This window comes from Bacteroidota bacterium (assembly GCA_020161395.1).
Lineage (GTDB): Bacteria > Bacteroidota > Ignavibacteria > Ignavibacteriales > Ignavibacteriaceae > UTCHB3.
Genome location: JAIUOE010000003.1, coordinates 77,762 through 102,038 on the forward strand (window position 1 = coordinate 77,762; position 24,277 = coordinate 102,038).

The following is a 24,277-nucleotide window of genomic DNA, read 5'->3' on the forward strand; positions in this document are numbered from 1 at the left end:
GTTTTAATCTATTTTTTGGAGAATAAGAATGGTTGATATGAACAACTACCCTGCTCTTTCAAAGGTAAATGTTCCTGCTGATTTCAGAGACTTTTCCATCCCTGAACTGCGGCAACTGTGTACCGATGTCAGACAATATATGGTAGATGTTATTTCTGTAGTCGGTGGTCATTTCGGTGGCGGACTCGGAGCAGTAGAACTTACCGTCGCGATGCACAAAGTTTTCAATACACCCGAAGATCAAATCGTTTGGGATACAGGTCATCAGGCATATCCGCATAAAATTCTGACCGGAAGAAAAGAACTGCTCCCCACTATCAGACAATTAAACGGGCTTTCCGGATTTCTGAAGAGAAATGAAAGCGAGTATGATGCATTCGGTGCAGGTCATGCTTCAACCTCTATTTCCGCTGCACTCGGTATTGCTGAAGCCAATAAATACATGAATACAAACCGGAAAGTTATTGCAGTCATCGGTGATGGTGCAATGACAGGTGGCATGGCTTACGAAGCAATGAACAATGCCGGTATGCTCCACTCGAATCTTATTGTCGTGCTAAACGATAACAATATGTCTATAGCGCAAAATGTATGGCAGTTTTCCAACTATTTTACTTCGATTATTACGAGTCCCGATTACAATAAATTTAAGGGTTATGTTTGGGATTTAACCGGTAAAATGGACAACTTTGGAGACAGATTGAGAAAAGTTGTCGGCAGGGTTGAAGGGGGTATCAAATCAATAGTGACCCCCGGCATGCTTTTCGAAGCTCTCGGGTTCAGATATTTCGGACCGGTAAACGGTCACAATGTCCATCAGCTCGTTAAAGTTTTTGAAGCTGCAAAGAATTTAACGGGACCCATCCTTATTCACGCTAACACGGAAAAAGGAAAGGGCTACGCCCCTGCTGAAAAACATGTACAACGGCTTCACGCTTCCACACCTTTTGACAAGGTTACCGGAGTCGCCTACAAAAAAGAGGGTGCTCCACCTGCCTATACAACAATTTTCGGTGAGGCTCTTGTTGAACTTGTAAAAGCAAACCCTAAAATTGTTGGAGTTACTGCTGCCATGCCCGACGGGACAGGCCTTAATATTCTGCAAAAAAATTGTCCGGAAAACTATTATGATGTAGGTATTGCTGAGGAACATGGTGTTACTTTTGCTGCCGGTTTGGCAACTCAGGGTGTCATTCCCGTTGTTGCCATTTACTCGACCTTTATCCAAAGGGCAATTGATCAAATAATTCATGACATAGCATTGCAAAAACTGCATGTCGTATTTGTGCTCGACAGAGCGGGACTTGTAGGTGCAGATGGTCCGACTCATCACGGAACACTCGATCTTACATTCCTGAGAATGATTCCACATCTTGTATTAATGGCTCCGAAAGATGAAAATGAATTAAGGAACATGCTTTACACCGCCACAAAACTGAAGGGCGGTCCCGTTGCAATAAGATACCCAAGAGGAAACGCGCTTGGTGTACCCCTCAGTGATGAATTTGTTGAGTATGAGGTCGGCAAAGCTGAGGTTTTGGAAGAAGGAAATGATGTAGCCATTCTCGCTGTTGGGTCAATGGTAGATTATGCAGTCAAAACGCTCCCCAAGCTCGAAGCTGCCGGCATTTCTGCAAAACTTGTTAACATGCGATTCATCAAACCGCTCGACGAGAAACTTCTCGATGAGATTTCGACAACTCATAAAAAAATCGTCACTCTCGAAGAGAACACCATTGTAGGTGGTTTCGGTTCTGCTGTTGCGGAATACTTTGTTGACAAAGGGTATAAAAATGATATACTGCGCATCGGACTCCCGGATAAATTTGTTGACCACGGTACTCAGGCTGAACTTCACAGAATCCTCGAAATCGACCCCGAAGGTATCCTGAAAAGAATCACTGATTTTGTTGAAATAGATAACCATATAAACAAGGTTTTAGTCTGATGTCAAAAATAAAATTCGGCATAATCGGGCTGGGCGGTATTTCCCAACTGATACACCTCCCCGACCTCTTCCGAAACAAAGAGGTCGAGATCACAGCCATTGCTGATATTAATAAAAACGCACTGCTTGAGGTTGCCTCAAAATTCAAGGTGAACCATGCGTTTACTGATTATCATAAAATGCTGGAGCAGGTAGAGATTGATGCAGTTATAATTGCCACTCCTACAAAATCACACATGCAGATAGCTCTGGATTGTCTCAATGCAGGTAAACACATACTTGTTGAAAAACCCCTTGCCAGAACCATTGAAGAAGCACAAAAAATTGCTGACACCGCCAAAGAAAAGGGGCTCATAGCAATGGTGGGGATGAACATGAGATACAGACCGGACATCATGCTCCTGAAGGGTATCATCAACTCAGGAGAACTTGGCGATCCATTCTTTGTTAAGTGTTCCTGGTTCAAGTCCCAGTCAAGTTCTGCAAAATGGTTTACCAAAAAAGATGAATCCGGAGGAGGTGTAATTTTTGACCTTGGCATTGTTTTGCTTGATGTAGCACTGTGGTTTCTTAATTTTCCCGAGATACTTTCGGTCTCTACCCATAATTTTTTCATTAACACTAAAAATGTTGAGGATTCCTCCGTAAGTATGATTAGAGCCAAGTCAAACTCGATGATTTACCTCGAATCATCCTGGGCGATCGCTTCTCAAAAGAATACTTTCGATTTGGAAATCTACTGTACTAAAGGGAATGCTCTGATTAATCCTCTCAGGATTATCAAAAATATTGACGGGCAGGATGTCGAGTTGAAACCAATGCTGAATGACAACAGGAAAGCCCATCTGGAAAAATCATATCAGAATGAACTGAATCATTTCATTGGTGCAATAAAAGGACTTAACCCTGTACTCTCCTCTGCAGAAGATTCGGTCGCACGATTAAAAATTATCCAAAACATGTATTTGTCAGCTTCCACCAGAAAAGAGGTCTTGGTTTAACAATGGCAACTAAAATACTCATCATTGAGGACGAAAAAGATATTATTGAGTTCATCAAATACAATTTGGAAGAAGATGGATTCGAAGTAATTTCTGCAACCGATGGTGAAGAAGGACTGAAGATGATGAGTCACGACCCTGATCTCGTTTTGCTTGATATAATGATGCCAAAACTTGACGGGTATGAAGTCTGTCGTAAGATACGAGCCAACAAAGCAACTGAAAAAACTCCCGTTATTTTCCTTACTGCCAAATCAAGTGAGTATGATGAGATAAAAGGCCTGGAACTTGGTGCCAATGACTTCATTACAAAACCAATTTCCCCTACCAAACTTGTCGCCAGAATCAAAGCCACTCTCAGAAACTCCACCAGGGCAGAATTCAGTTTTGAGGATGCCGCAAACCTTATCAAATACGGGCCCATAGAGATTGACCGTGATAAATACATTGTGGTTGTTGATTCTGAGGAAAAGATTTTTCCGAGAAAAGAATTTGAACTTCTTTTTTTCCTCCTGAACAGTCCGGGTATCGTTCACAGCAGAACTGCTCTGCTTAAATATGTATGGGGTTCCGATGTGTTCGTAGTTGAAAGAACTGTCGATGTTCATGTAAGAAAAATAAGGGAAAAACTGGGTGCATTTCAGGATCTCATAGAGACTGTCAAGGGTGTCGGATACCGGTTCAAAGAGCTTGATTAACAGCCTTCGTGCTGCGTCACGATACACGGAGGAAATGATCTATTCGCTAGGCATCTTCCTTTTGTTGTCGTTGTGTGTATTCATTCTCAAACTCGATTCCATCTTTATGCTCCTCCCGGGTCTTGTTTCGCTTGCTTTCTTCTTTTATTATATTGGTAAAAAAAGACAGTCTGATCTTTCCAATATAAAGCAAACTCTGAATTTGATTGCTTCCAAGGAGATTGACCTTACAGCCGAACTTGTTTTGAACGAGGGTCTTGAAGATATCCAGCTTGAAATGAATGAGATGGTAAAAAAAATTCAGTCCGATTTTATCTATCTCAAAAAACTTGAACAAATGAGGAAAGAGTTTCTGGGAAATGTTTCCCATGAATTGAAAACACCCATTTTTGCCATCAGTGGATACATCGAAACGCTTTTAAATGGGGCGATAGCAGATCCCAAAGTAAATATGCATTTCCTGAGAAAGGCTTATGAGCACACGGGAAATCTGAGCAACCTCCTGAACGATTTGATCGACATCTCTTTGATTGAATCCGGTCAGATGAAGATGAGTTTCAGATATTTTAACCTGAAAAACTCACTCGATGAGTTGTTGGACGAGTTTGAACCAACAATCGAAAATGATAATATCGAGCTGCTCCTTCACCCTGTAAGAAAGGGTTTACAAATTTACAGTGACAAAGCGAGATTTCGTCAGGTAATGGTCAACTTGCTTCAGAATGCTGTGAAATACACGAACGAAGGAAAAGTTGAAATAATTGTTGAGGAAGAAGAGAGCGATTGTATCATCAAAGTGAAAGATTCAGGTGTCGGCATTCATTCCGAGGATCTTTCCCGTATCTTTGAAAGATTTTATCGCATAGATAAGGCAAGATCGAGAGATGTCGGCGGAACCGGTTTGGGGCTTGCGATTGTTAAGCATATTCTCGAAGCACATGATTCAAAAATCGAAGTTGAAAGCAAATTTGGCGAAGGCTCCACTTTTTACTTCAGACTTAAAAAATAGACTATTATGAGAGACATCAAGGACCGGGTTTTCGAATTAAAAGAATCCCGAAGGTTCTGTTCAATAAACAAAATTACCGCACGCATATTCGAGACAGAACACTCAGGAAGAAAACTGTCTTCCCTGCTCAATGATCCCGATTTAGCGACATTCTATGTAGCCTCACCGGAAGAAGATTCTGAAATAATTGCATTTGGGATCGTTGAAGATATTTCAGTGGATGATTATAACGGTTTACAGAAGCTTGTATTACCAAAAGCGGTCGAAGATTTCAGCCATTCCGGCTCACCGCTTCCCGATTTCTTTTCTTACATTTCTTTCCCTTGGCACAGTTCGGAAAACTCACTCTTTTCACGCTGGATAATGCCCGTTTCTGTGATCAGAAGAAAAGGAAATAAATATCATATCAGGCTGAACACGCCTGATGGTGACGAGACCATACCGGAATTCATCCACAATTTCTTTTCACCTCCAGATTTTAATAGCGACTTCTCTCCCCGGACAAAGCAGCAAATATTTGTTGAGGGAATTAACGATGAATCTTTTGAAATATTTGCATATAAAATTTCTGAAATGAAAGCCGAAATAGCTGCAGGAAAAATTTCAAAAGGAGTTATCTCGAGAGAAAGGAAAATTAAATTCTCAGGTGATTTTGATTTTGAAGCTGCCGTATCATCACTCGCACTCTCTTATCCGGAGTGTACAATTATCCTTACCAATTACTCAGGTAGATATTTCCTTTGCGCAACCCCTGAAAAGCTTTTTAAACTGCAGAGCGGTAAACTTACGGCTGAAGCATTGGCCGGTTCTATCAGATCTTCCGAGAAACCCCGTTTACAGGATACTCTGGAAGATGAATTACTTGGTTCTTCAAAAAACCTTCTGGAGCACATGATTGTGAGGGATTTTATCGTCTCAAATCTAAGAAAAATATCCGATGACATAAGATACGATGAGATGCCTACAACCAAAAGACTTTCGAATGTGACTCACTTAAGGACTCCTGTAACTGCAATTGTTGATAAAGAGATAGCACCTCTCGTGCCTTTGAATCTTCTCTTCCCCACACCTGCACTTTGTGGTGAGCCAAAAATGGAAGCTGCACGGATAATTAACAAAATAGAGGGGAAACCGCGCGATCTCTACGGCGGAGTTTTGGGCTACACTTCTGCCGGGGGTGTAACAGAATTTTTTGTTTCCATCCGCTGCGGATATATTGATGAAGGGTCTGCAACACTTTATGCAGGAGGCGGCATTGTTGGTGAATCCGACCCGCAAAGTGAATATTCCGAGACAGAACTGAAGTTCATTCCACTCACTGCACTGTTTCTCGATGAAAACCAATCTTAATTATTTCTTTTCTTCAATTATTGTCAGTACCCTAAAGGAATTAGGACTCAAACATGTGTGTATATCCCCTGGTTCGCGAAATACGCCAATTACACTCGCCTTTGCAGCAAATGACTCAATAAAAAAACATCTGATAATAGATGAAAGAGCTTCCGCATTTTTTGCATTGGGGATTGCAAAAATTACGAGAGAACCTGTGGCAATTGTGTGTACATCGGGAACTGCTGTTGCAGAATTATACCCTGCTATAATCGAGGCATATAACTCTCAAATTCCGTTGATTATTCTTACAGCCGACAGACCTTCAAGGCTTTTAAATACCGGCTCGAACCAAACAATTAACCAGATCGGAATTTTTAATTCCAATTGTGAATTCTTCTATAATTTAAAGGTAGATAATCCTTCAGAATCGGGATTTTTGGAAACAATTTTCGAACTCGGTACTGCTTGGAGTAACTCGCTGTTCCCCTATCCTGGTCCCGTTCATATCAATCTTCCTTTCGAAAAGCCTTTGGAGCCTGATACCTTCAATGTGGAAATCGACGATGAAACTGAATCAAGACTGAGAGACTCCGTTTCTAAACAGAAGGTTTTAAATTTTTATAAAGACCTTGAATATCGTCCCGGGAATGAATTTGATATTTCCAGAAACAGTAACATCCTCATTTTGCTCGGAAACGATAACTATTCTGATGACTTTATTCAGGATTGCTTGCGGTTAAGTCAAAAATATTCAATACCGGTTTGTGTTGAGTCACCACTCCTTAACCCGGTGATACTCGAACCCGGAATGATCAGGAATTTTGGTAATCTCCTTCAGTCAGCAGAATTTGTTAAAAAACTTGATATCGATAAAATCATTATTTTTGGACGCAATTTCACATCCAAAAACATTGAAAGATTCCTTGACAGGTTTGAAAAGGAAATACTAAAGATCAGTCAAAAAGGTGAAGGTTTTGGGGAGTTCTCCGAACAAAGGGAGACTGCAAGGCTTTCGAATGAAGAAGCAATTAAAATTCTTGACAGTCTTTTAACAGATCCTCCAGAGAAAAGAACCGCCTTTCACAATTTGCTCCAGTCTTTTGATTCACAATTCTCTGCTCAATTGGGGAAGCAGTTTGGCGAGGATAAAATCTCCTCTGAATTGGAGGCAATTTCATCGCTGGCTCATCTGCTGAATAAATTCAGTTCTGCACCCGTCTTTTTTTCAAACAGTCTCCCTGTCAGGGATTACGACTATCTGAAAGAATTCTTCCACAATCCTGTGCTCGTCAGCAGAGGCGCGAGTGGAATTGATGGTATCTTGGCAACTGCTGGAGGTATTTCAACAGGGTTGAACCAACCGACCGTCCTGGTTATTGGTGATATAGCATTTCACTACGATTCAAATTCACTTCAGTTTATTAAGAAATACTCCATTCCTTTGTTAATCATTTTGATTAATAATGGCGGTGGCAGTATATTTGAATACCTACCCGTCTATAAACAATCGGAAGAATTTTCGACCTACTTTAAAACTGAAACCGGTTTGAATTTTGGAAATCTGGTGAAGGCTTATGGTATCAATTATAATTTGATTGGAAGTGTTGGCGAATTCAAAGAGAGCGTTGATAATTTTTTCGAGTCTCCTTCACCGAGGGTGATTGAGATTCAATTTGACTCCCAAATATCAAAAAAGAGGAAAGATACCATAAAAAATGATATCATTTCCTCTCTTAAAGTCAATTAAATCTATATCTTTATAAATATCTTATAATGATAAAGTATCCACAATATTCCCAGCCAGAATGTGATAAAGAGTATTGCAAAGACCAGTGATGCGTTAATCGGATCGAAGTAAGGGAGAAGTAACGCCTGATAAATGTAATCCTTTGAATTTATTTCTTTTCCGTCCAGTCCTGTAACCTTTATCATTCCCATTATTTTCGCCATCAAACCGGAACCCGCAAAAACTGTGATTGCATTCATTCCGTAAACGACGAATGGTTTTGCCCACTTCTTATAACCTTGAACATCTGCTATCCAATAACAAAAGCCGAAGAATATCAAAGCCACACCCGTTGTGTAAACGACATATGAACTGCTCCAAAGACCTTTATTCAACGGGAAGAAAATACTCCAGATTGAACCGGCGAAAATAAGGAAAGCTCCCGCAGTAAATATCCAGGAGACCTTTTCAGCATCGCTGAGTTTCGTTCGTAGAAAATGACCAAGAAGAACGCCACTCAAGCAGGTTGAAATCGCGGGGATGGTGGAGAGAACTCCTTCAGGATCCCATGTTTTTGTCACTTTCCACATATGCCCGGTGAGAATTTGACTGTCCACCCAGGCAGCAAGGTTTTTCCCCATTTCATAATTAGCATCGCCCACACCCGGCACAGGTATCAGTGCCATCGCGAGCCAGTAAACCACCAGTAATCCGATTGCGATATAAATCTGACTTTTAAGCGAGGCTTTAAGAAAAATGACGGCAGTTATAAAATATACTATTCCTATTCTTTGTAAAACTCCAGGAATACGGAGTTCTGCAATATTGAAATAAGGGAAGGCATTGAGAAACAGACCAACGAGAAAAATCATCGATCCTCTTCTGAAAATGTTCAGAATGAGTTTATTCTGATCGTCGCCTCTTTCTTTTCGTTTTGTCAGCGACAGGGTAACTGCCACACCGACAATGAAAAGAAAAAACGGGAAAATCCAGTCTGTTGGTGTACATCCATGCCATTCGGCATGTTTCAAGGGTGGATAAATAGCACTCCATGAGCCGGGATTGTTCACCATTATCATTCCGGCAATTGTGATTCCTCTAAAAATATCAAGAGAAATCAGGCGCGTGGTTTTTACTTCTTCCATTTTGTTTCCGGTTGTTCGTTAAGTTGTCTATATGCCATCGTTTTAGCATATTAGAAGTTTGTATAAAAATAATTTCGAGCCTTATGAAATACATTAGACGATTATATGACTGGATGCTGCACTGGGCGGACACTCCCTACGGTCCTGTAGCATTGTTCCTTATTGCCTTTGCAGAATCCTCATTTTTCCCGATTCCCCCGGATGCTCTTCTAATAGCACTTGTGCTTGGAGCTAAAGCCAAAGCCTTCAAATTTGCCCTGAACTGTACGATTGGTTCAGTCCTCGGAGGAATTGCCGGGTACCTTATCGGTTTCCTGGTATGGTGGTCATCCCCGGGAGAATTCTCCGGAGTTGCAAACTTCTTTTTTGCTTACATCCCAAGTTTCACTCATGCACTTTTTTACGACATCCAAAAACTGTTCGAACAATATAATTTTTGGATCGTCTTTACCGCCGGATTCACCCCTATCCCCTATAAGGTTTTCACCATTGCTGCAGGTGCATTCGATGTAAATTTTGTAATGTTTATGCTTGCATCAGTCATAAGCCGTGGGGCAAGATTCTTCCTTGTTGCCACTCTTTTATGGAAATATGGTGAACCGATTAAGGCATTCATTGACAAATATTTTGACTGGCTCGCAATCGGATTTACACTGCTGCTAATCGGTGGCTTTGTTGTAATAAAATTTGCGATCTGACAGTCCGTTCTAAATTAAAAAAAGGATATCGTTAAATCGACCGATATCCTTTTTTTTATCTCTATTTCAAAAGAACCATTTTTCGCGTGATCCTTGTTTCCCCCGTCGATAACCGGTAAAAATAGACACCACTTGGTAACGAATACTTTGCCGCATCGAACACAATCTCATGTTTTCCTGCCTGCTTAAATCCTTCAGTCAGCTTCACAACCAAACTTCCTGTGATGTCGTAAATATCGAGTGAAACAACTGATCCTGCTGAAAGTGAATACGGAATTCTTGTCTCAGGATTAAACGGATTCGGATAATTTTGTTGCAAAGAAAAACCTGACGGGATCTCGTCGTCGTCGGTTACATTGTCATTTTCAGTTGAGGTAACGACGATATTGGGTGATAATTTTCTGTTCAAAATAAGCATTGTCGCATCTGCTATCAGGTACTTCCCGTTTTCCACAAAACTGTTATCAACTTTAAGTACGGTCTTTTTACCGGGAGTGACATAGACATCACCGAGTTTTATCCATGATTTGTTCGCGGTACTACGCTGGCTGAAGAGAAACTTTAGCGAATCATTGTTGCTGTACATTGTATAGTAAGCACTGTCTGTGAAAGTAAAATTGGGGATAAAATAAGCATACAGGCTGTACCATGCCGGAACCGCAACATCAAACTGCCATTCAAAAGATGCATAACTTGTATCTTTAGTCCAGTATATTTTGGGATTGTATCCCAGGACGCTTACCTGCTCCCAGTTACCCTTCCTCATTGTGTTGGAAGAGCTGTCTTCGTTAATTATGGAAGCCTTCGGTCGCCAGAGATTGTCTCCCCGGTAAGGAAGCGTAGCCCTCTCCCTGTAAATCCGTTTGAGTGTATCTCCAAGTGCTCCGTTATTGGCTTTTAGAGCCTCATAAAAGAAAAGACTTTCCCCATTCACACCCTGAAATCTGTTTTCCTGTATGCAGTCTTTCAGCAGTTGCTGATTCACGACATATGAGCCGGCTTTTGCCAGTACACCCGCAAAGAAAATATTCTTTTTACCCGCCGGTATATAAGTCAATGCCTGACCAAGCTCGTAACGATACGAAATAATATCCTGACGGTAGAGTTGAGGAATAAAATTATCCAGAAGTGAAGAGTCCATCCATGCCTTGGAATCCTGAAGATAGTTGTCATAACCCCATGGGTAAACACTTGGAGCAACTGACAGAATGTAGTTCTCGCTTCGTGTTTTTACACTGTCGCGCCATCTTTTCAAAAAGCTGCTGAGTTTATTTGCCCGCCACTTTTTCCAGTTTGCATCATATTCATTAGCAGGTGGATTCTGTCCGGAATTCTCAAGTTTATAGATTGCCACAGTGGTACTGTCGTACCCTCCCTCAAATGGCATTGCGGGCAGTCTGTCGTCTCCCTGAACTCCGTCAACCTCGTAATTGTCGAGTACTTCGGTTGTCAGTGAGATAAGAAAATCCTGAACCTCGGGGTTGGTTCCCGCCATCCAGTCAAAACCGTTTTTTACAACCAGTTCACCGTTATATTTTTTCGCTGCCCAGGAGGGCTTTGTTGCGAGTATATGTCCGCCATTTTCGGAATAACCACAAGAGAAACCAAACTCGAACCATGGTATCACTTCGATACCATTTCTGTGAGCTTCGATAATAATTTTTTTAAGGGGGTCTCTGCCGGCAAACTGAGGAATGATCGGTTTCTGAAAAATTGAATCCATTATCCTGCTCGGATAGAGAGTGTATCCTTTATTCCAAACCACCGGGAAAACAACATTTATTCCGATTGATGCAAGGTAGTCCATTGCAGATGCAATTTTTGCATCGTCAAAAAGGACATCGCTGTCAACATTCGTGATCCAAACTGCCCTCATCTCCTTTTTAGGCTGTGCCAAGAGGACAAAAGGTAAAACAATCAAAACAACTAACAACTTCTTGATCATAAACTCACTTTAATAATTTCGGAAAATCGACTCTCTCAGTATAAATCTCATTTTTCAATAAATCAGAGTATTTCTTAATGCCTTCATAGAAGAAAAAGACTTCTCCCTGAATTCCAAGTTTCCTGTTCTCTTCAATCATCTGAACAAAAAGCTCATCCGTTGGTTGGTAACCTCCAACTTTGATGAGAACTCCCGGAAAGAATATATTTTCATATCCCTTGGGGAGCCAGGTCAAATAAGCCTCAGAGAGTGTGCTTGAATATTCTTCAATTTTATATCTGTACACCTGAGGACAGAGGAGCTCAACATAACCCCTTAGTACCCACTCGGGCCAGTCCTGAAGGTATTCCTCCTTACTCCAGGGGTAGATACTTGGAGACATGGAAACGATACACTTTGGATTTATCGCTTTCACAGTTTTAAATATTTTCCCTCCAAATTCTGTCAGGATGTTCGCACGCCACTGAACCCATTTCTCATTTTTTGAGTCTTCGGGAGGCAATGCTCCATTGTTTTGTTGTTTGTACAGGTTGGTCGTGTAAATGTCATAACCTGCTTCACTTGGCATTGCGGGCAGTCTATCGTCTCCCTGGATACCGTCGACTTCATAGTTTGCAACCACTTCGGCAATTAGTGAGAGCATGAAACTTTGGACATCGGGATGAAATCCGTTCATCCATTCAAAACCGTTTTTCATGGTCAGGTTTCCCTGTTTGTCCTTCGACGCCCACTCCGGTTTTGCCTGAAGAAGATGGCCACCACCCAGTTTGAAAGAGGAAGCAAATCCAAACTCAAACCATGCGAAAACCTTAATATTCTGAGCATGAGCTTCTTCAATGAGTTCCTTTAAAGGATCCCTTCCGGTTAGTGCAGTATCAATTTCAATGCCGAAAGTGTTCTTCATTACCTTGCTCGGGTAGAGAGTGAATCCTTTGTTCCAAACTACGGAAAAAATTGTGTTTATCCCGAGCTTTTTGCAAAGAGTTACCGCCTCTTTTATTCCTTCCCGTGAATTGAGAACCTTGCTGTCAACATTGGTCAACCAGACTCCCCTGACAGCCGGAACTCCGGTTCGCTCAGTTGCGGGTGGAGGTGGTGCACCACCACTTCCCCCGCTCCCTTGGGAAGTGTCTGAGTAGGAGCTGCAACCCTGGATTAGCAAAGCGAGAAACAGAGCAAGAGACAAGCGAAAAAGTTCACGAACCACTAAAACCTCGCTCTAAGCGTGGCTTTTATGTCGATCATCTGCATTGAAGCCACATTCTCAAAATCGAGTTTCAGTGTCGACCACAATTCACCGAGAATGTTTTTATAGCCAGCGGAAATTGAAAACCACAACGGATCAACAATCTGAACTCCAAATTCAGCCCCAACATTGAATGTTCCGCTCCAGTCATCCTGATCGAGAGTCGGTACCTGAAGAGCTTCCTGCAGTTTGCTGACTCCAGCTGTATCAGGGGCAAAAAGTGAATCAGAGTAACTTCCTCTGCTGAAATTCCATTTGTAGATACCAAAACCAAGATTCAATTTAACATCATACCATGTATCCCGTAAAATATGGTAGTCAGCCTGAAAAGACGCTCCGTAAGCCTTCAAATCCATTTTCAGGGACTTTATCGGGTAAGTGAATGATTTATTTTGTGTTCCAATCAGGTATTCCCGTTTGATGTTCATCTTATCTTCGTTTATCTTATCGAAGACCAGATACTCAAGCTTTCCGCTTAAAGTCCATTTGGCAGACATATCCTTTCCGAAGAACACCGAGGCACCATAACCAGGACTAAACCGGTTCTTCAGCTCACCAACGGGAGTGAGGTAGGAGTAACCGGCACCCGCAAAATATTTGCCCTGTGCGAGCAATCCTGTTGACAGCAGTAGTAGTATTGTAAATATCTTTTTCATAATCTGATCAATAACTGAATGATAAACCGAATTTAAAGTTTAAATTGTTTCCGAATGGAAGTTCCGAATAACCCATCCCGTCAGTCTCAACGAAATGAGTGTAATTAAACTCACCCGTCAAATTGACAAAATCGATCAATGGATATTCCAGGGATATTCCTCCGTGCAACATTATCGGGTTACCCTGCTTGGAAGGAGCGAAGTTCCGATAGTTGTAGTTGAAAGTTGAATTAAGTTTAGTCAATTTCTTGGTCCAGTCTTCCACAACATAAAACCAGCGCGTGAAGAAAAAGATACCCGCTCCTGCATATGGCTTTATTTTTAAATCGCCCAACTTTGTCTCATAACCAATGAGTACAGAAACAGGGATGCTGCTGATTCCCTGGTTTGGAGTAAGGACTAACTGATACTTTGCTGTATCGGTAAGATCAGCCCGTATGCTTCCGTAGTACCTGTTATCCCAAAAGTACCACTTCCACTGTGTTAATGCGGAATCCTGGTCGATCGAAAATGACTGATAACCGGCAGAGAGAGAGACATAAAAATTATCAAATGTCTTAAAATTCACTTTTATACCGCCCCCAAAACCACTGGCTTTGGTTACGGCATTTTTAAGTGAACCTGCTGTCGAAAATGATCCTGTGGTTTCGATGGTGGTTAGCTGGGCAAAAAGTGCCGGTGACACAACCAGCGAGATAATGCACAAAAGTAAAATTCTTGATTTCATTTTCTCCTCCCTAATAATTCAGATTAAGAGTAAAACGGAGAATATTTCCAAGCCTTCCATAGTCGGCAAATGAAAAATCAACACCGACCGGAATTTGAGCCGAAGGAGTCAAACCAACACCAAAGCTCCAGGTTTCTTCATCGTAGAAGAATTTATAGCCACCCCGCAGAAAAACCATATTCTTCCAGCCAACTTCGAGACCGGCATTCATTTTTTCATCACCATCATTAGGATGCAATGCCTCTACTATCCCGGTAACCCGGTATTCCGATTTCATATCACCAAGAAGTTCGGCTGCAAGTCCAAGTTTAAGTACTGATGGCATCTTGAATGGATCATTAATGTACTTGGTCTCCACCCCAAAGTTTTGGATGGAAGCTCCGATCCTGAGAGAAGAAAGTCCTGTGTAATACAACACTCCTCCATCGAACAGGATGTTGCTCGCTGAATAGTCATCAATCCCCTCTCTTACATATTTTACGGTAACACCAAACGAGAATTTGTCTGTAAGAGCCCGGGAATAACTTAATCCCACGGCAATGGCATTGGCGCTGAAATTACCAATGACTTCGTAGACTTTTTGTCCCGCAGTCCTTTTGGTCTTCGGCATCGTACCATAATCCACAGCGAGTGCACCGAGAGCAATAACGCCAAAATCAGTGTTGATCGAGTATGCTGCAGCATAGTGTTTGATTTCCGCTATCCAGGGAGAGTAGGAAGCTGAAAATGAATGCTGCTTCTCATTGAATCCCATCCCGGCAGGGTTGGTAAAAAAGGATGCAGAACCCATATCTGCCAAAGCGACAGAGGACTCACCGAGTGAGGCGCTTCTCGCAGTTACCGGCAGTTGCAGAAACACAAATCCTGCAGTTGCGGTCTTCTTAAATTCCTGCCCGTAGTTCAAAAGCGAGCAGAGCATCACAAAAAATATTATTGTTCTAATTTTCATATCAGCGCTCACCTTATAATTGCGAATTTACCGGTTGAGTTTCCATACTGTGATTCAATATGGAAAATATAAACGCCGCTTTCGACATACTGACCAAAATCTGTAACCTGATTCCAAGTAACGATTCCACCTCTGGCATCGCTGACTGCAATCGTTTTTACGAGGTCGCCCCTGACGCTGTAAATTCTTATGGTACATGGATTCGGCACATTCACAAACTGAATCTGGTCAGACTCTCCGGGCTGGCTTGATCCTTCACCAATTACGAACGGATTGGGAACCACAAGTACCTCATTCACGCTGTTCGGGGCAGGAAGTGTGGCAAGAAATGGTCTGGTCGTCCTGTTGGCAAACAGTGACGATTCCATGGCAGGCACCCGTACGGTATTTCCCGTTTCAGGGAATCTCTGAGTCGGATTGATTGCCCAGTTCACCTTTCCTGTGTCGTAAGCTGTGATCGAGTAATAATAACCTGTTCCGATTTGTACCGTTGAGTCGATGAATGTGTATTTATTGCCTGAAATGTAGCCGGCATCACCTTTTTTTATGTCTGCAATCTGTGTCCAGGGACCCATCGGCAGGAAGTCGGATCTGTAAATCCTGTACCCCGCGAGATCAAACAGACCGTCATCGGGATCAGGGAGGGATTCAGAACTGTTGTCCCATGTCACCACATTAGCAACTTTCCGATCGGCTCCCGAGTAAAAATTGACATTGAATTTTGGTGCCGCAGGTGGATCGGGGTGGTTGAACTTGTTTTCATAGGTCAACTGCGCCCTTCTCATCGCCGGAATAAAATTCTGGGTATAGCTTAAATTGAAGATCAGGCTTGGGGAAATCGACTTGTCAAGAGCATAGGAATAATCCATTCCCGCAACGATTTCTGCCAATACAATCTTAATAGTGTCCTTAGGCTTCATTGTCCAGGGACCCAAAGACATCAATGACCATTTCCTCGCGTTATTAATGAAGGTGGTATCCGTGAGATTTCTGGGAAACTGAACAAACCGGAATGCATTTGTCGGATACTTAAGAACCTGATACTTTACTTCGTTGAATCCGGAGACACCATTGAAGGGACCACTCAGATCGAGTGTAGCCTCACCTTGTGACCAGCCAACTTTTGTTTCATCAACTCTGGTTGCAATTCCTGATGAGTCAGGAGAAGAGTAAATAAGCTTTACGCCCGCGTAACCGGGTGCAAGCCATTCTCCCTGCGGATTGCCGTTTACAACCCTGCCTAATGAATTCGTAAAGCCATAATTGGCGTTCTCTGCCTGAAACATCTTGTTCACACGATCATAGACAACTTTTGTGTTCCTCGCTCCATTTGTCTCCTGCGGAAACAGTACACGCCATGAGCGGGAATTTGCCTGCATCGCATATGTAAGAAGCATCTGGACTCCATAAAGTGTATCAGAAACCTTCTTCTGCGGATATGCAGCTTTTATTTCGTCAGAGATGTTAATGAAATAATATTCGTACAAAATGTAATTTTCATCTCTCTTCGAACCGCTCCACTGATGAGCCCGTCTCACCACTCTCATTGGCAACTGAAGTTCGTCTTCCTGGCTTGGAGTGTAATAATTGGGGTTGTATTCCCAAACCGACTCTATCACTTCTTCACCGACGAGAGGATTAGCCTGTAGCCAGTAGTTTTCACCATTCGGAAAGAGCTTCCTGTGGGTTTTCAGAGTATATTTTGATGACTGTTCTGTGGAGACTGTAGAGCCGTAAATTGCCCAGTCTTCAACTGTAATCACCGAGTCTTTTTTATTTTTGGCACCGATCCAAAAGCCGCCCGTAGCCATATGACTGGCGGTACCGCCAATGTTTTCACCGATCCACGAAGCATCGAATCCGGGCCAGTCCAATGTAGGTCCGGTTGGAGCCCAGTTATTGTAAGCAGGACCCGATTTTGACGGAGAGAGTGAATGCCAAAGGGAACCACGGTTAAAAATGAGAAGTGGAGATTCCACTTGTGCCATCAAACCGGTGGTCGCAATTAAAAGAAATACTGTTAATTTAATCTTTATGTTGTTCATCTTTATTTCACTGCCTTTATTGTTAGAATCCAAATCCAAGTGTCAGATACACCTGTCTTGGAACATTTCTGTAAGCTTTATAGAATGATGAAATATAGCTTATCCTGTAGGGATCATTGCCCGGCTGGTCGATTGTGGTTCCATAGTCAACCCAGTTAATAAGATCATTTCCTGATACAGGTGTAAGCCATTTGTTCTCGAACAGGTTCATGACTCTGAGTCCGATTACGAATCTGTAACCCCCTTCGAGCACCACATTCTTTGTGAAATTAAGATCAAACATCGATTCAAGAGGATACCTTCTGTTATTCACTACATCCTTCAGGTCGAAAGAGGTGCGATAAGTGAAAGGTGTACCCGACTGAACAGAATAAGTAAAACTTATACTTGAGTTTTCAAGCAGATTTATACCAAACAGTTCAGGTCCCTCACCTGTGCCCCAGTTGTACTGAAGCAATGCCCTGAAATTATGGGTTCTGTCGTTGCCTGAAATAAACTCACCGGTATAGTCTCTCGATTCACCTGCAGCAGAAGTAACGGGGTATATTACCTGAGGTCCGTAATTTCCTTCCGATGTCTGTGAAATGCTGTAAGTCAGCCTGTACATCCAGTTTCTGGCATTTACTTTCTCGAGTGAAATCTCGAAACCAAGTGTGGCTCCAAAGGCATTGTTCGAAAATGTGGTGTAGTTGAACAACGGTGTGTTATCTGATGTGTAGGCAGAGGGACTGTTCAACACGGTTCCTGTAAAGGCTGCGTAACGGAGAAGTCCGATTTGGGTCACTCTGTCATTATAATAGAGAGCCATGTCGATTCTGTTATCATCATCAATCACCTGCTGAAGTCCGAATTCATATTGAATGGTCTTCTTGGGCTCAAGGTTGGCATTACCGAAACCGGTTATACCTTTATTGCCACGGTTCGAGAGAGCCTGACTAAAGGTAGGCATGGAGGTAAAATGACCATACTGTAGCCTGAAGGCAGTGTTTTCTCCAATCGGGAATGAAAGTCCGACACGGGGAAGCAACATAAAATAAGTTTTTGATTTTTCGGTATTCAGGTTACCGTTCTCAGGTCCCTCGGTTCCGATGTATACGATATTGAAGGGGTCGACCGGTACATCTGCACCAAAATTGTATGCTTCTGCCCTGACACCGATGTTGGCTATCATTCCTTCATATTCCATTTTATCCTGAATGTAGAAGGCGATGTTGTATGGTTTTGCAGTGTAATATTCTGCAACGCCTGTCGTTGCTACAAGGGCATTTGCTTTGAAACGGGAATTTACTCCATTATTGTAGAGATCCCAGTAATAGAATCTTAATCCGGCTTTTAAGAGGTTTCCCTGGTTTATCTGACTTGTAAAATCGAGATTGGATGCAAGGTATTCTGTCCTTGTATCCTGATAATACAGAGTACTGAATGCATCGGGAGCTCTGAAATATTGAGTATCCCACCAGGCACCTGCTTTAAGCAGATTCCCCTGCCTGTCATACAAACTGTCCAATCTGTCTCTTTCCTGAGAATAGCTTGTCAGATATTCGTAGGGCAGTTCATACTTCTCGCTCATATGTGTAATGGTGGCCTCAAAGAACGACTTTGCGTCGATGGTATAAACATAATTAAGACTTTGCGTTACAGTCTGTTCAGTTCTGATCGGATCAATCAAAACATAATATTTGTAAGAAGTGGAGGGAGGTGAAAAAGCCAGACCCGACCATCTTATGTCATCAGAACCTGACCAGATACCACCACGGTAATTCTGATATCCGAGCATGAGTTTAAATTTATGAGCAGAAAGTGGTGTCCAGGTAAGGTTCAGGATGTAATTCTGAAAAATCTGATCTTTCTCTGCGGTTGGCAGTCTTGTTGGATTCTTTTTATACTCACCTGAGAAGAAAAACTTCAGTTTGTCAGGATTTTTCCCTAACGGACCGCCAAAACCGACCATCACTCTTGCATATCCGCGTTCTCTGTAGTCATAAACGCCAAGGGGATTGTTGTCACCGGGCATGTGGTTGTTTAGCCAGGTATTGAAAGCCCAGTTTATTTCACGATTCAAAACTTCATTCCACGCTGCAACCTGATCCGGAGTGGCTGTACCGTTTTTCACTTTATCATAAAGCCATTTGTATCTCCCTTCGGAAGTGATTCCGAGATCCTGAAGGAAAAACGAAGAATCTTTGTACGCCATCCACCGGTCGATATTGCCCCACCTCTGCCACTCGTAAGTGGAAGGATCATAGATATATTTTCCGAAGTGGTACTGACCGGGTGGTCTGTATTCAACCCTGACCTCACCCGATAGGCGTGGTGAACCTTCCTTAAGAACAACTTTCACAACACCGGCTTGAGCATTTCCATATTCCGCGGAAAAACCACCGGATATCAACTGCATCTGCTGAACACCGATAGGATTTACATCATATTTCCAGGAGTTATTGGCTTTTTCAACTCCAAAAGATCCGGGTGAAGTAGTGGTGGAATTTATTTGATCAACCCCGTTAATCTGGTAATTCACCTCATATGAACCGGAACCTCTTACAGAGTAGGTTCCTTTTTCATTTTTCTGGAAACCGGCAGTAAGGTCAAGGATACCCCTTAATCCTTCAATAGGAGCTGCAGATATTTGTTCATCGTCAATTGTGGATGAGGAGGAGGTTTGATCTTTTATGATCTTCGGCTTTTCAGCGACGACGATCACTTCATCCATCTCCATCGTAGATTGTTTGAGCTTGATATCAAGTTCGGTGGTTCGGTCAACATTGATATCAACATTGGAGACAATGTACTTTGCATATCCGACATAACTGGCAGTAACTGTGTACTTGCCTGCCGGAATATTCAGAACGAAAAATTTCCCGTTCAGGTCTGATACGCCACCAAGAGTGGTTCCGTCAATCCTGACAGCCACTCCGGGAAGCCTGTCGCCCGTCTGTGCATCTTTAATTTCGCCTGACAGCTTTCCTCTTTGTGCGTGGACTAATGATACTCCCGTTAAAAGTATCAATAAAAATAGTATTTTAGCCGGCACAAATTGTCTTTTTTCCCGATAATAGTGTAGATTATTCTCCATAGTGTCTTCGTTTCTACATATTATGAAATATTTTCATTTAAAAATAAATAATTATCAGTATCTAAATCTCCAAATTTATTCCTTAACTAACAAGCACTTTTTACAATTATGAAATATTTTTATCAAGTAGATATCATTTCTGATCCCGCATTGAATGATGAGGATGCAGCCTTTCTTTGGATGTTCAATCCAGACGGTATTAATTTCGAAAACAACACCACAAGGCTTTTCTTCTCTGAATTGCCCGACGGCGTGATCGATCAGTTAAGGTCAGGAATGAATGATCTTCTCTCCTCGAATATCGTTGAAAAATTTGATATTTCCGTAACCAAAGAGCTCCAGAAAAACTGGAACGAGGAGTGGCAGAAAAATCTAAAAGTGCTGAAAGCCGGCAAACACTTCGCAATTAAGCCTACTTTTGTGGACTATACCCCTGCCGAAAATGAGATTGTGATAGAAATTGATCCGAAAATGTCATTTGGAACAGGAGAGCACGAAACAACAAGACTGATTCTTTCTCTCCTCGAAAAATATGGTCACAACAGGGAATTCGTTCTCGATGCAGGTGCCGGAACTGCAATACTTGCAATAGCAGCCGTGAAACTCGGAAGCAAAAAAGCAATCGCATTTGACAACGATGACTGGTGTCTCGAGAACGGTATTGAAAATGTAAAGTTGAACAATGTTGAAGAGCAGGTTGAAATCAGGATATGCGAGACAAGCGACATTTCTGAAAATAATTTTGATCTGATTCTTGCGAATATTCAAAGAGATGTGCTTCTGGTTATAGCCGGGGAATTGCAGAAAAGACAAAAACCCGGTGGAACCCTTATCCTCTCAGGTCTTCTGATTACCGATGAAGAGATTATTATGCCGGCATATGAATCCCTTGGTTACAGGTTGATTGAGAAAACGGGCGAGAACGAGTGGATCAGCCTCGTCATGGAATTGGCTTTATAAATTCAGTTTCATCAGGAAAGAGTTAAAGATATCCGGCTTTAACTCTTTCCCTTAAATCGATGACCTATCTTTTGTAGACAATCCTGCCGTCAACAATTGTGTAAAGAACTTTAGTTTCTTTAATTTCCTCAAGATCAATTTTGAATATATTCCGGTCCAAAATTGTAAAATCGGCATACTTCCCCGTTTCAATTGTACCGAGTTTATCCTCCATAAAAGCGGCATAAGCATTGTTAATGGTATAACCTCTTACCGCATCCTCAACACTTATTTTTTGGTCGGGTATCCAGCCCTCGGGGTTCTTGCCGTCAAGTGTTCTTCTTGTCACAGCAGCATAAATTCCTGACAATGGATTCAGTGGAGCAACTGTCCAGTCAGAACCAAAACAGAGATTTACTCCTTCATCTATCATCTGTTTGAATCGGTAGGATGAGGAAATTCTTTTCTTTCCAATTCTTTTGTGTGCCCAGACACCATCATCGATGCAATGATAAGGCTGAGCAGAGGCAATCACACCCAGTTCCTTAAATCTTTTAACATCCTCCACTCTCAGATGTTGAGCATGTTCTATCCTGAATCTTCTGTCTCTTGCGGGGTTGGTTTTAACAATTTCTTCAAACATATCCAGAACGAAACTGTTAGCCCTGTCCCCTATCGCATGAATTGAGAGCTGTAATCCCGCTTTGTCAGCCTCGAGTGACCAGACTCTTAGGCTGTCAGTAGTGACAATCTCCATAGGCAAACCACAGGTTGAGTGATCACTTTCATAAGGATCAAAGAACCAGGCTGTGGATGAACCCAAAGAACCATCTGCAAAAGCCTTTAACGAACCAATCTTCAGAAAATCGCTACCAAACCCGTTTTCGATACCAAGTTCCGAGTGCTTTCTTACTTCAGCAATCGGCAGTCTGCAATATATTCTGCATGAAAGTTTTCCCTCTTTCTCAAATTTTTGATATACCCTCAGATCGTTTCTGTAGGTTATATCGTGCACCATGGTTACACCAAGTCTTGCAGCTTCCTGGAGTGCGAGAGTCAGGGCGGATTCCATCTCTTTTGGCGATGAAGCAGGAATCAACTTCGAAACAAGGTCCATAGCGTTGTCTTTAAGTATCCCTGTTGGCTCTCCCGTGGTTTTGTCGAGGACAATCTCTCCCCCGGCAGGAACAGGAGTTTTGGAATTTATGCCTGCAAGGCGAAGTGCAGCACTGTTTGCAAGTGCAAGGTGCCCGTCAAACCTGTTTATAAAAACGGGATTATCTCCGGTAAATTCATCTATCATCTCTTTTGTCGGGAGATTTTTCACTTCCCATGCTTCATGATCCCAGTCACCACCGGTGATCCATTCCCCTTTTTCCTTTTTAGCGACATATGCTTTCAACAGTGATTTAAATTCTGATGTCGACTTTGCAGGTCTGAGATCCAGTCCCCCAAGATAAAATCCACCTGCGGTAAAGTGGACATGGTTATCTGTCAATCCTGGAAGCATAAGGGCACCCTGAAGATCAATTGTCGTTTCGATTTGTGGAAACTGTTTATTTACCTCTCTCAAATCTCCGGTGTAAACAATCCTGTTCGCCTCGGTGACAACGCATTCCACGAATTTCTTTTGACTGTCACCAGTGTAGATTATACCGTTCTTATATAAAACTCGTGGCATCTGGCAGACTCCTTCGACTGAAAGAATAAATACAAAGAATAAAATCAGTTGTCGCATGTTAAGAATGTTTTTTGTTGGGAAAGTCTAATTTAAGCAAATTCTGCAAAAAATGGCATAAAAAAAGGCTGCCGTTTCGGGCAGCCTTTTCAATCTTTAAGAAAGAATTTTTATTTGTTAAGCATCATTTTGATGTTCGAAACAAAATTCTGTCCATCAACACCGATAGCATTGATTTTTGCAATGTAAAGACCGGAAACGAGAGCTGAGGCATCAAAGTTTACACTGTGAACGCCGGCTGAGATGTTACCGTTTACGAGTGTTGCAACTTCCTGACCAAGTACATTGAATACAGAAAGAGTAACTTTTGCATCTGAAGCGAGGCTAAAGCTGATCTTGGTTGAAGGGTTGAACGGGTTAGGATAGTTCTGGCTAAGTGAATATGTGTTTGGAGCAGCTACATCAACTTCAACTGATTTTGAGTATGCGGATGTTCCGTCAAAATCAACCTGTTTCAGTCTGTATGTATATGTACCAACATTCACGCCTTTATCTGTAAAGCTGTATTCTCTGTTTGAGGTGGAAGAACCTGCGCCGGCGATAAATCCGATATTTGCAAATTCACCGTTAGCGGTTTTTCTTTCAACAAAGAAACCCTGATTGTTGGTTTCTGTTGCAGTTGACCAGCTAAGCTGAACATCTGAACCAACTGAAGCTGCATTAAAGGAAACAAATTCAACTGGAACAACACCGCCACCTGCTTGTACATCATCAATAAAGAATGCTGCACCGTCGTTGAGGTTGTCGGTAACTCTTTCTCTGAAAGCAATGTAGATGTTTGATCCGGCAGGAACTGCAGGAACCAAAGCATAAGATTTCAATGACCAGCCTGAGTCAGCAGCAGTAAGAGCGAGAGTAACAAGGTTTACTGTGAAAGCAGCAGTCGAAGAATTGGTTGTTGTCGAAATCTTTATATCAAGATTGTCAGCATATGTTCCGAATTTTCTGAACCAGAATTTCAATGAATCACCAGCCTGAACATTCAGAAGCTGTGGTGTGATTAACCATGAATCGTTGGATGTGGCACCACCGAACTGATATGACATAAAAGCCATGCCTGTTCCTCCGTTACCCGGGTAGTTAATGACAGTACCGCCGTTCCATCCTGGAATTGGGGTTGTTCCAACAATGCCGTTTGACCAGCCTGTGCCACCGTCAGGTGTCAGTTTTGCCCATCCGGCTGGTGGGAATGTTGCACCTTCGAAGTTCTCATTGATTGAGTTGGTGCTCTCTGCCCATGGTCCTTTGATAAATTCAGGAGCTTCGGATTTTGCGCCTCTTTTTGTATTTTCAGCTTTTTGCTGTGCCTGAGCATAAGTGAAAACAAAAACGGTTAACATGAAAATACTGAAGATTTTTTTCATGGATTGTTCCTTTGATTGATGATGAGATTATTGAT

18 protein-coding genes are annotated in these 24,277 nt (G+C 42.2%); 8 read left to right on the plus strand and 10 right to left on the minus strand.

Annotated features, from left to right (window positions below):
* Nucleotides 1-28 precede the first annotated feature (28 nt).
* From dxs to menD, 6 genes are read left to right on the plus strand one after another with little or no spacing between them, the layout of a single operon-like run.
* Nucleotides 29-1,948 (plus strand): 1-deoxy-D-xylulose-5-phosphate synthase, encoded by a 1,920-nt coding sequence (gene dxs / locus LCH52_05725; protein ID MCA0387977.1) that lies wholly within the window; start codon nucleotides 29-31, stop codon nucleotides 1,946-1,948.
* Nucleotides 1,948-2,949, plus strand: coding sequence for a Gfo/Idh/MocA family oxidoreductase (locus LCH52_05730; protein ID MCA0387978.1), 1,002 nt, complete (start codon nucleotides 1,948-1,950; stop codon nucleotides 2,947-2,949). The genes dxs and LCH52_05730 overlap by 1 nt, the downstream gene beginning before the upstream one ends.
* Nucleotides 2,950-2,951: 2 nt before the next feature.
* Nucleotides 2,952-3,647, plus strand: a complete 696-nt coding sequence (locus LCH52_05735) for a response regulator transcription factor (GenBank protein MCA0387979.1) — start codon at nucleotides 2,952-2,954, stop codon at nucleotides 3,645-3,647.
* A gap of 34 nt (nucleotides 3,648-3,681) precedes the next feature.
* A complete protein-coding gene (locus tag LCH52_05740; protein ID MCA0387980.1) occupies nucleotides 3,682-4,656 on the plus strand; it encodes a two-component sensor histidine kinase in 975 nt (324 codons plus the stop codon).
* Nucleotides 4,657-4,662: 6 nt separating this feature from the next.
* Nucleotides 4,663-6,006, plus strand: a complete 1,344-nt coding sequence (locus LCH52_05745) for a chorismate-binding protein (protein ID MCA0387981.1) — start codon at nucleotides 4,663-4,665, stop codon at nucleotides 6,004-6,006.
* Nucleotides 5,990-7,735: a 2-succinyl-5-enolpyruvyl-6-hydroxy-3-cyclohexene-1-carboxylic-acid synthase gene (gene menD, locus LCH52_05750; protein ID MCA0387982.1), complete on the plus strand. Its 1,746-nt coding sequence runs from the start codon at nucleotides 5,990-5,992 to the stop codon at nucleotides 7,733-7,735. Before LCH52_05745 ends, menD begins: the two co-directional genes overlap by 17 nt.
* 2 nt (nucleotides 7,736-7,737) lie before the next feature.
* Here the strand turns inward: menD and LCH52_05755 are convergent, their stop codons facing one another.
* Nucleotides 7,738-8,859, minus strand: a complete 1,122-nt coding sequence (locus tag LCH52_05755; protein ID MCA0387983.1) for a DUF5009 domain-containing protein — start codon at nucleotides 8,857-8,859, stop codon at nucleotides 7,738-7,740.
* A gap of 83 nt (nucleotides 8,860-8,942) precedes the next feature.
* On the opposite strand from LCH52_05755, the gene LCH52_05760 reads away from it, so the two are divergent.
* Nucleotides 8,943-9,557 (plus strand): DedA family protein, encoded by a 615-nt coding sequence (locus LCH52_05760; protein ID MCA0387984.1) that lies wholly within the window; start codon nucleotides 8,943-8,945, stop codon nucleotides 9,555-9,557.
* Nucleotides 9,558-9,618: 61 nt separating this feature from the next.
* On the opposite strand, the gene LCH52_05765 is transcribed toward LCH52_05760, so the two are convergent.
* From LCH52_05765 to LCH52_05795, 7 genes are read right to left on the minus strand one after another with little or no spacing between them, the layout of a single operon-like run.
* Nucleotides 9,619-11,502 (minus strand): family 10 glycosylhydrolase, encoded by a 1,884-nt coding sequence (locus LCH52_05765; GenBank protein MCA0387985.1) that lies wholly within the window; start codon nucleotides 11,500-11,502, stop codon nucleotides 9,619-9,621.
* A 4-nt stretch (nucleotides 11,503-11,506) separates the two neighbouring features.
* Nucleotides 11,507-12,709: a family 10 glycosylhydrolase gene (locus LCH52_05770; protein ID MCA0387986.1), complete on the minus strand. Its 1,203-nt coding sequence runs from the start codon at nucleotides 12,707-12,709 to the stop codon at nucleotides 11,507-11,509.
* Complete coding sequence (locus LCH52_05775; GenBank protein MCA0387987.1) at nucleotides 12,709-13,404, minus strand: hypothetical protein; 696 nt, start codon at nucleotides 13,402-13,404, stop codon at nucleotides 12,709-12,711. Before LCH52_05775 ends, LCH52_05770 begins: the two co-directional genes overlap by 1 nt.
* Nucleotides 13,405-13,411: 7 nt before the next feature.
* Nucleotides 13,412-14,131, minus strand: coding sequence for an outer membrane beta-barrel protein (locus tag LCH52_05780; GenBank protein ID MCA0387988.1), 720 nt, complete (start codon nucleotides 14,129-14,131; stop codon nucleotides 13,412-13,414).
* A gap of 10 nt (nucleotides 14,132-14,141) precedes the next feature.
* The gene (locus tag LCH52_05785) at nucleotides 14,142-15,080 is read right to left on the minus strand and encodes a PorV/PorQ family protein (GenBank protein MCA0387989.1); all 939 of its coding nucleotides are present in this window, start codon (nucleotides 15,078-15,080) and stop codon (nucleotides 14,142-14,144) included.
* 8 nt (nucleotides 15,081-15,088) lie between these two features.
* On the minus strand, nucleotides 15,089-17,125 hold the full coding sequence (locus LCH52_05790; protein MCA0387990.1) for a hypothetical protein: 2,037 nt from the start codon (nucleotides 17,123-17,125) through the stop codon (nucleotides 15,089-15,091).
* 22 nt (nucleotides 17,126-17,147) lie between these two features.
* Nucleotides 17,148-20,201 carry a TonB-dependent receptor gene (locus LCH52_05795; GenBank protein ID MCA0387991.1) on the minus strand — a complete coding sequence of 1,018 codons (3,054 nt, stop codon included), beginning with the start codon at nucleotides 20,199-20,201 and terminating at the stop codon, nucleotides 17,148-17,150.
* A 108-nt stretch (nucleotides 20,202-20,309) separates the two neighbouring features.
* Between LCH52_05795 and prmA the strand changes: the two genes are divergently transcribed.
* Nucleotides 20,310-21,161, plus strand: coding sequence for a 50S ribosomal protein L11 methyltransferase (gene prmA, locus LCH52_05800; GenBank protein MCA0387992.1), 852 nt, complete (start codon nucleotides 20,310-20,312; stop codon nucleotides 21,159-21,161).
* Between the two features lie 64 nt (nucleotides 21,162-21,225).
* Here prmA and LCH52_05805 read toward each other — a convergent pair whose 3' ends face one another.
* Nucleotides 21,226-22,821: an amidohydrolase gene (locus LCH52_05805; GenBank protein MCA0387993.1), complete on the minus strand. Its 1,596-nt coding sequence runs from the start codon at nucleotides 22,819-22,821 to the stop codon at nucleotides 21,226-21,228.
* 167 nt (nucleotides 22,822-22,988) lie between these two features.
* Nucleotides 22,989-24,242, minus strand: a complete 1,254-nt coding sequence (locus LCH52_05810; GenBank protein ID MCA0387994.1) for a choice-of-anchor J domain-containing protein — start codon at nucleotides 24,240-24,242, stop codon at nucleotides 22,989-22,991.
* Nucleotides 24,243-24,277: the final 35 nt, after the last annotated feature.

What these genes read in the sequence shown, in the direction of transcription:
- LCH52_05795 (MCA0387991.1), bottom strand. Translation starts at nt 20,201, where the DNA reads ATGGAGAATAATCTACACTATTATCGGGAAAAAAGACAATTTGTGCCG.
- LCH52_05730 (MCA0387978.1), top strand. Translation starts at nt 1,948, where the DNA reads ATGTCAAAAATAAAATTCGGCATAATCGGGCTGGGCGGTATTTCCCAA.
- LCH52_05805 (MCA0387993.1), bottom strand. Translation starts at nt 22,821, where the DNA reads ATGCCACGAGTTTTATATAAGAACGGTATAATCTACACTGGTGACAGT.
- LCH52_05780 (MCA0387988.1), bottom strand. Translation starts at nt 14,131, where the DNA reads ATGAAATCAAGAATTTTACTTTTGTGCATTATCTCGCTGGTTGTGTCA.
- LCH52_05735 (MCA0387979.1), top strand. Translation starts at nt 2,952, where the DNA reads ATGGCAACTAAAATACTCATCATTGAGGACGAAAAAGATATTATTGAG.
- LCH52_05765 (MCA0387985.1), bottom strand. Translation starts at nt 11,502, where the DNA reads ATGATCAAGAAGTTGTTAGTTGTTTTGATTGTTTTACCTTTTGTCCTC.
- LCH52_05745 (MCA0387981.1), top strand. Translation starts at nt 4,663, where the DNA reads ATGAGAGACATCAAGGACCGGGTTTTCGAATTAAAAGAATCCCGAAGG.
- LCH52_05755 (MCA0387983.1), bottom strand. Translation starts at nt 8,859, where the DNA reads ATGGAAGAAGTAAAAACCACGCGCCTGATTTCTCTTGATATTTTTAGA.
- LCH52_05740 (MCA0387980.1), top strand. Translation starts at nt 3,682, where the DNA reads ATGATCTATTCGCTAGGCATCTTCCTTTTGTTGTCGTTGTGTGTATTC.
- LCH52_05760 (MCA0387984.1), top strand. Translation starts at nt 8,943, where the DNA reads ATGAAATACATTAGACGATTATATGACTGGATGCTGCACTGGGCGGAC.
- prmA (MCA0387992.1), top strand. Translation starts at nt 20,310, where the DNA reads ATGAAATATTTTTATCAAGTAGATATCATTTCTGATCCCGCATTGAAT.
- LCH52_05775 (MCA0387987.1), bottom strand. Translation starts at nt 13,404, where the DNA reads ATGAAAAAGATATTTACAATACTACTACTGCTGTCAACAGGATTGCTC.
- LCH52_05785 (MCA0387989.1), bottom strand. Translation starts at nt 15,080, where the DNA reads ATGAAAATTAGAACAATAATATTTTTTGTGATGCTCTGCTCGCTTTTG.
- LCH52_05810 (MCA0387994.1), bottom strand. Translation starts at nt 24,242, where the DNA reads ATGAAAAAAATCTTCAGTATTTTCATGTTAACCGTTTTTGTTTTCACT.
- LCH52_05790 (MCA0387990.1), bottom strand. Translation starts at nt 17,125, where the DNA reads ATGAACAACATAAAGATTAAATTAACAGTATTTCTTTTAATTGCGACC.
- dxs (MCA0387977.1), top strand. Translation starts at nt 29, where the DNA reads ATGGTTGATATGAACAACTACCCTGCTCTTTCAAAGGTAAATGTTCCT.
- menD (MCA0387982.1), top strand. Translation starts at nt 5,990, where the DNA reads ATGAAAACCAATCTTAATTATTTCTTTTCTTCAATTATTGTCAGTACC.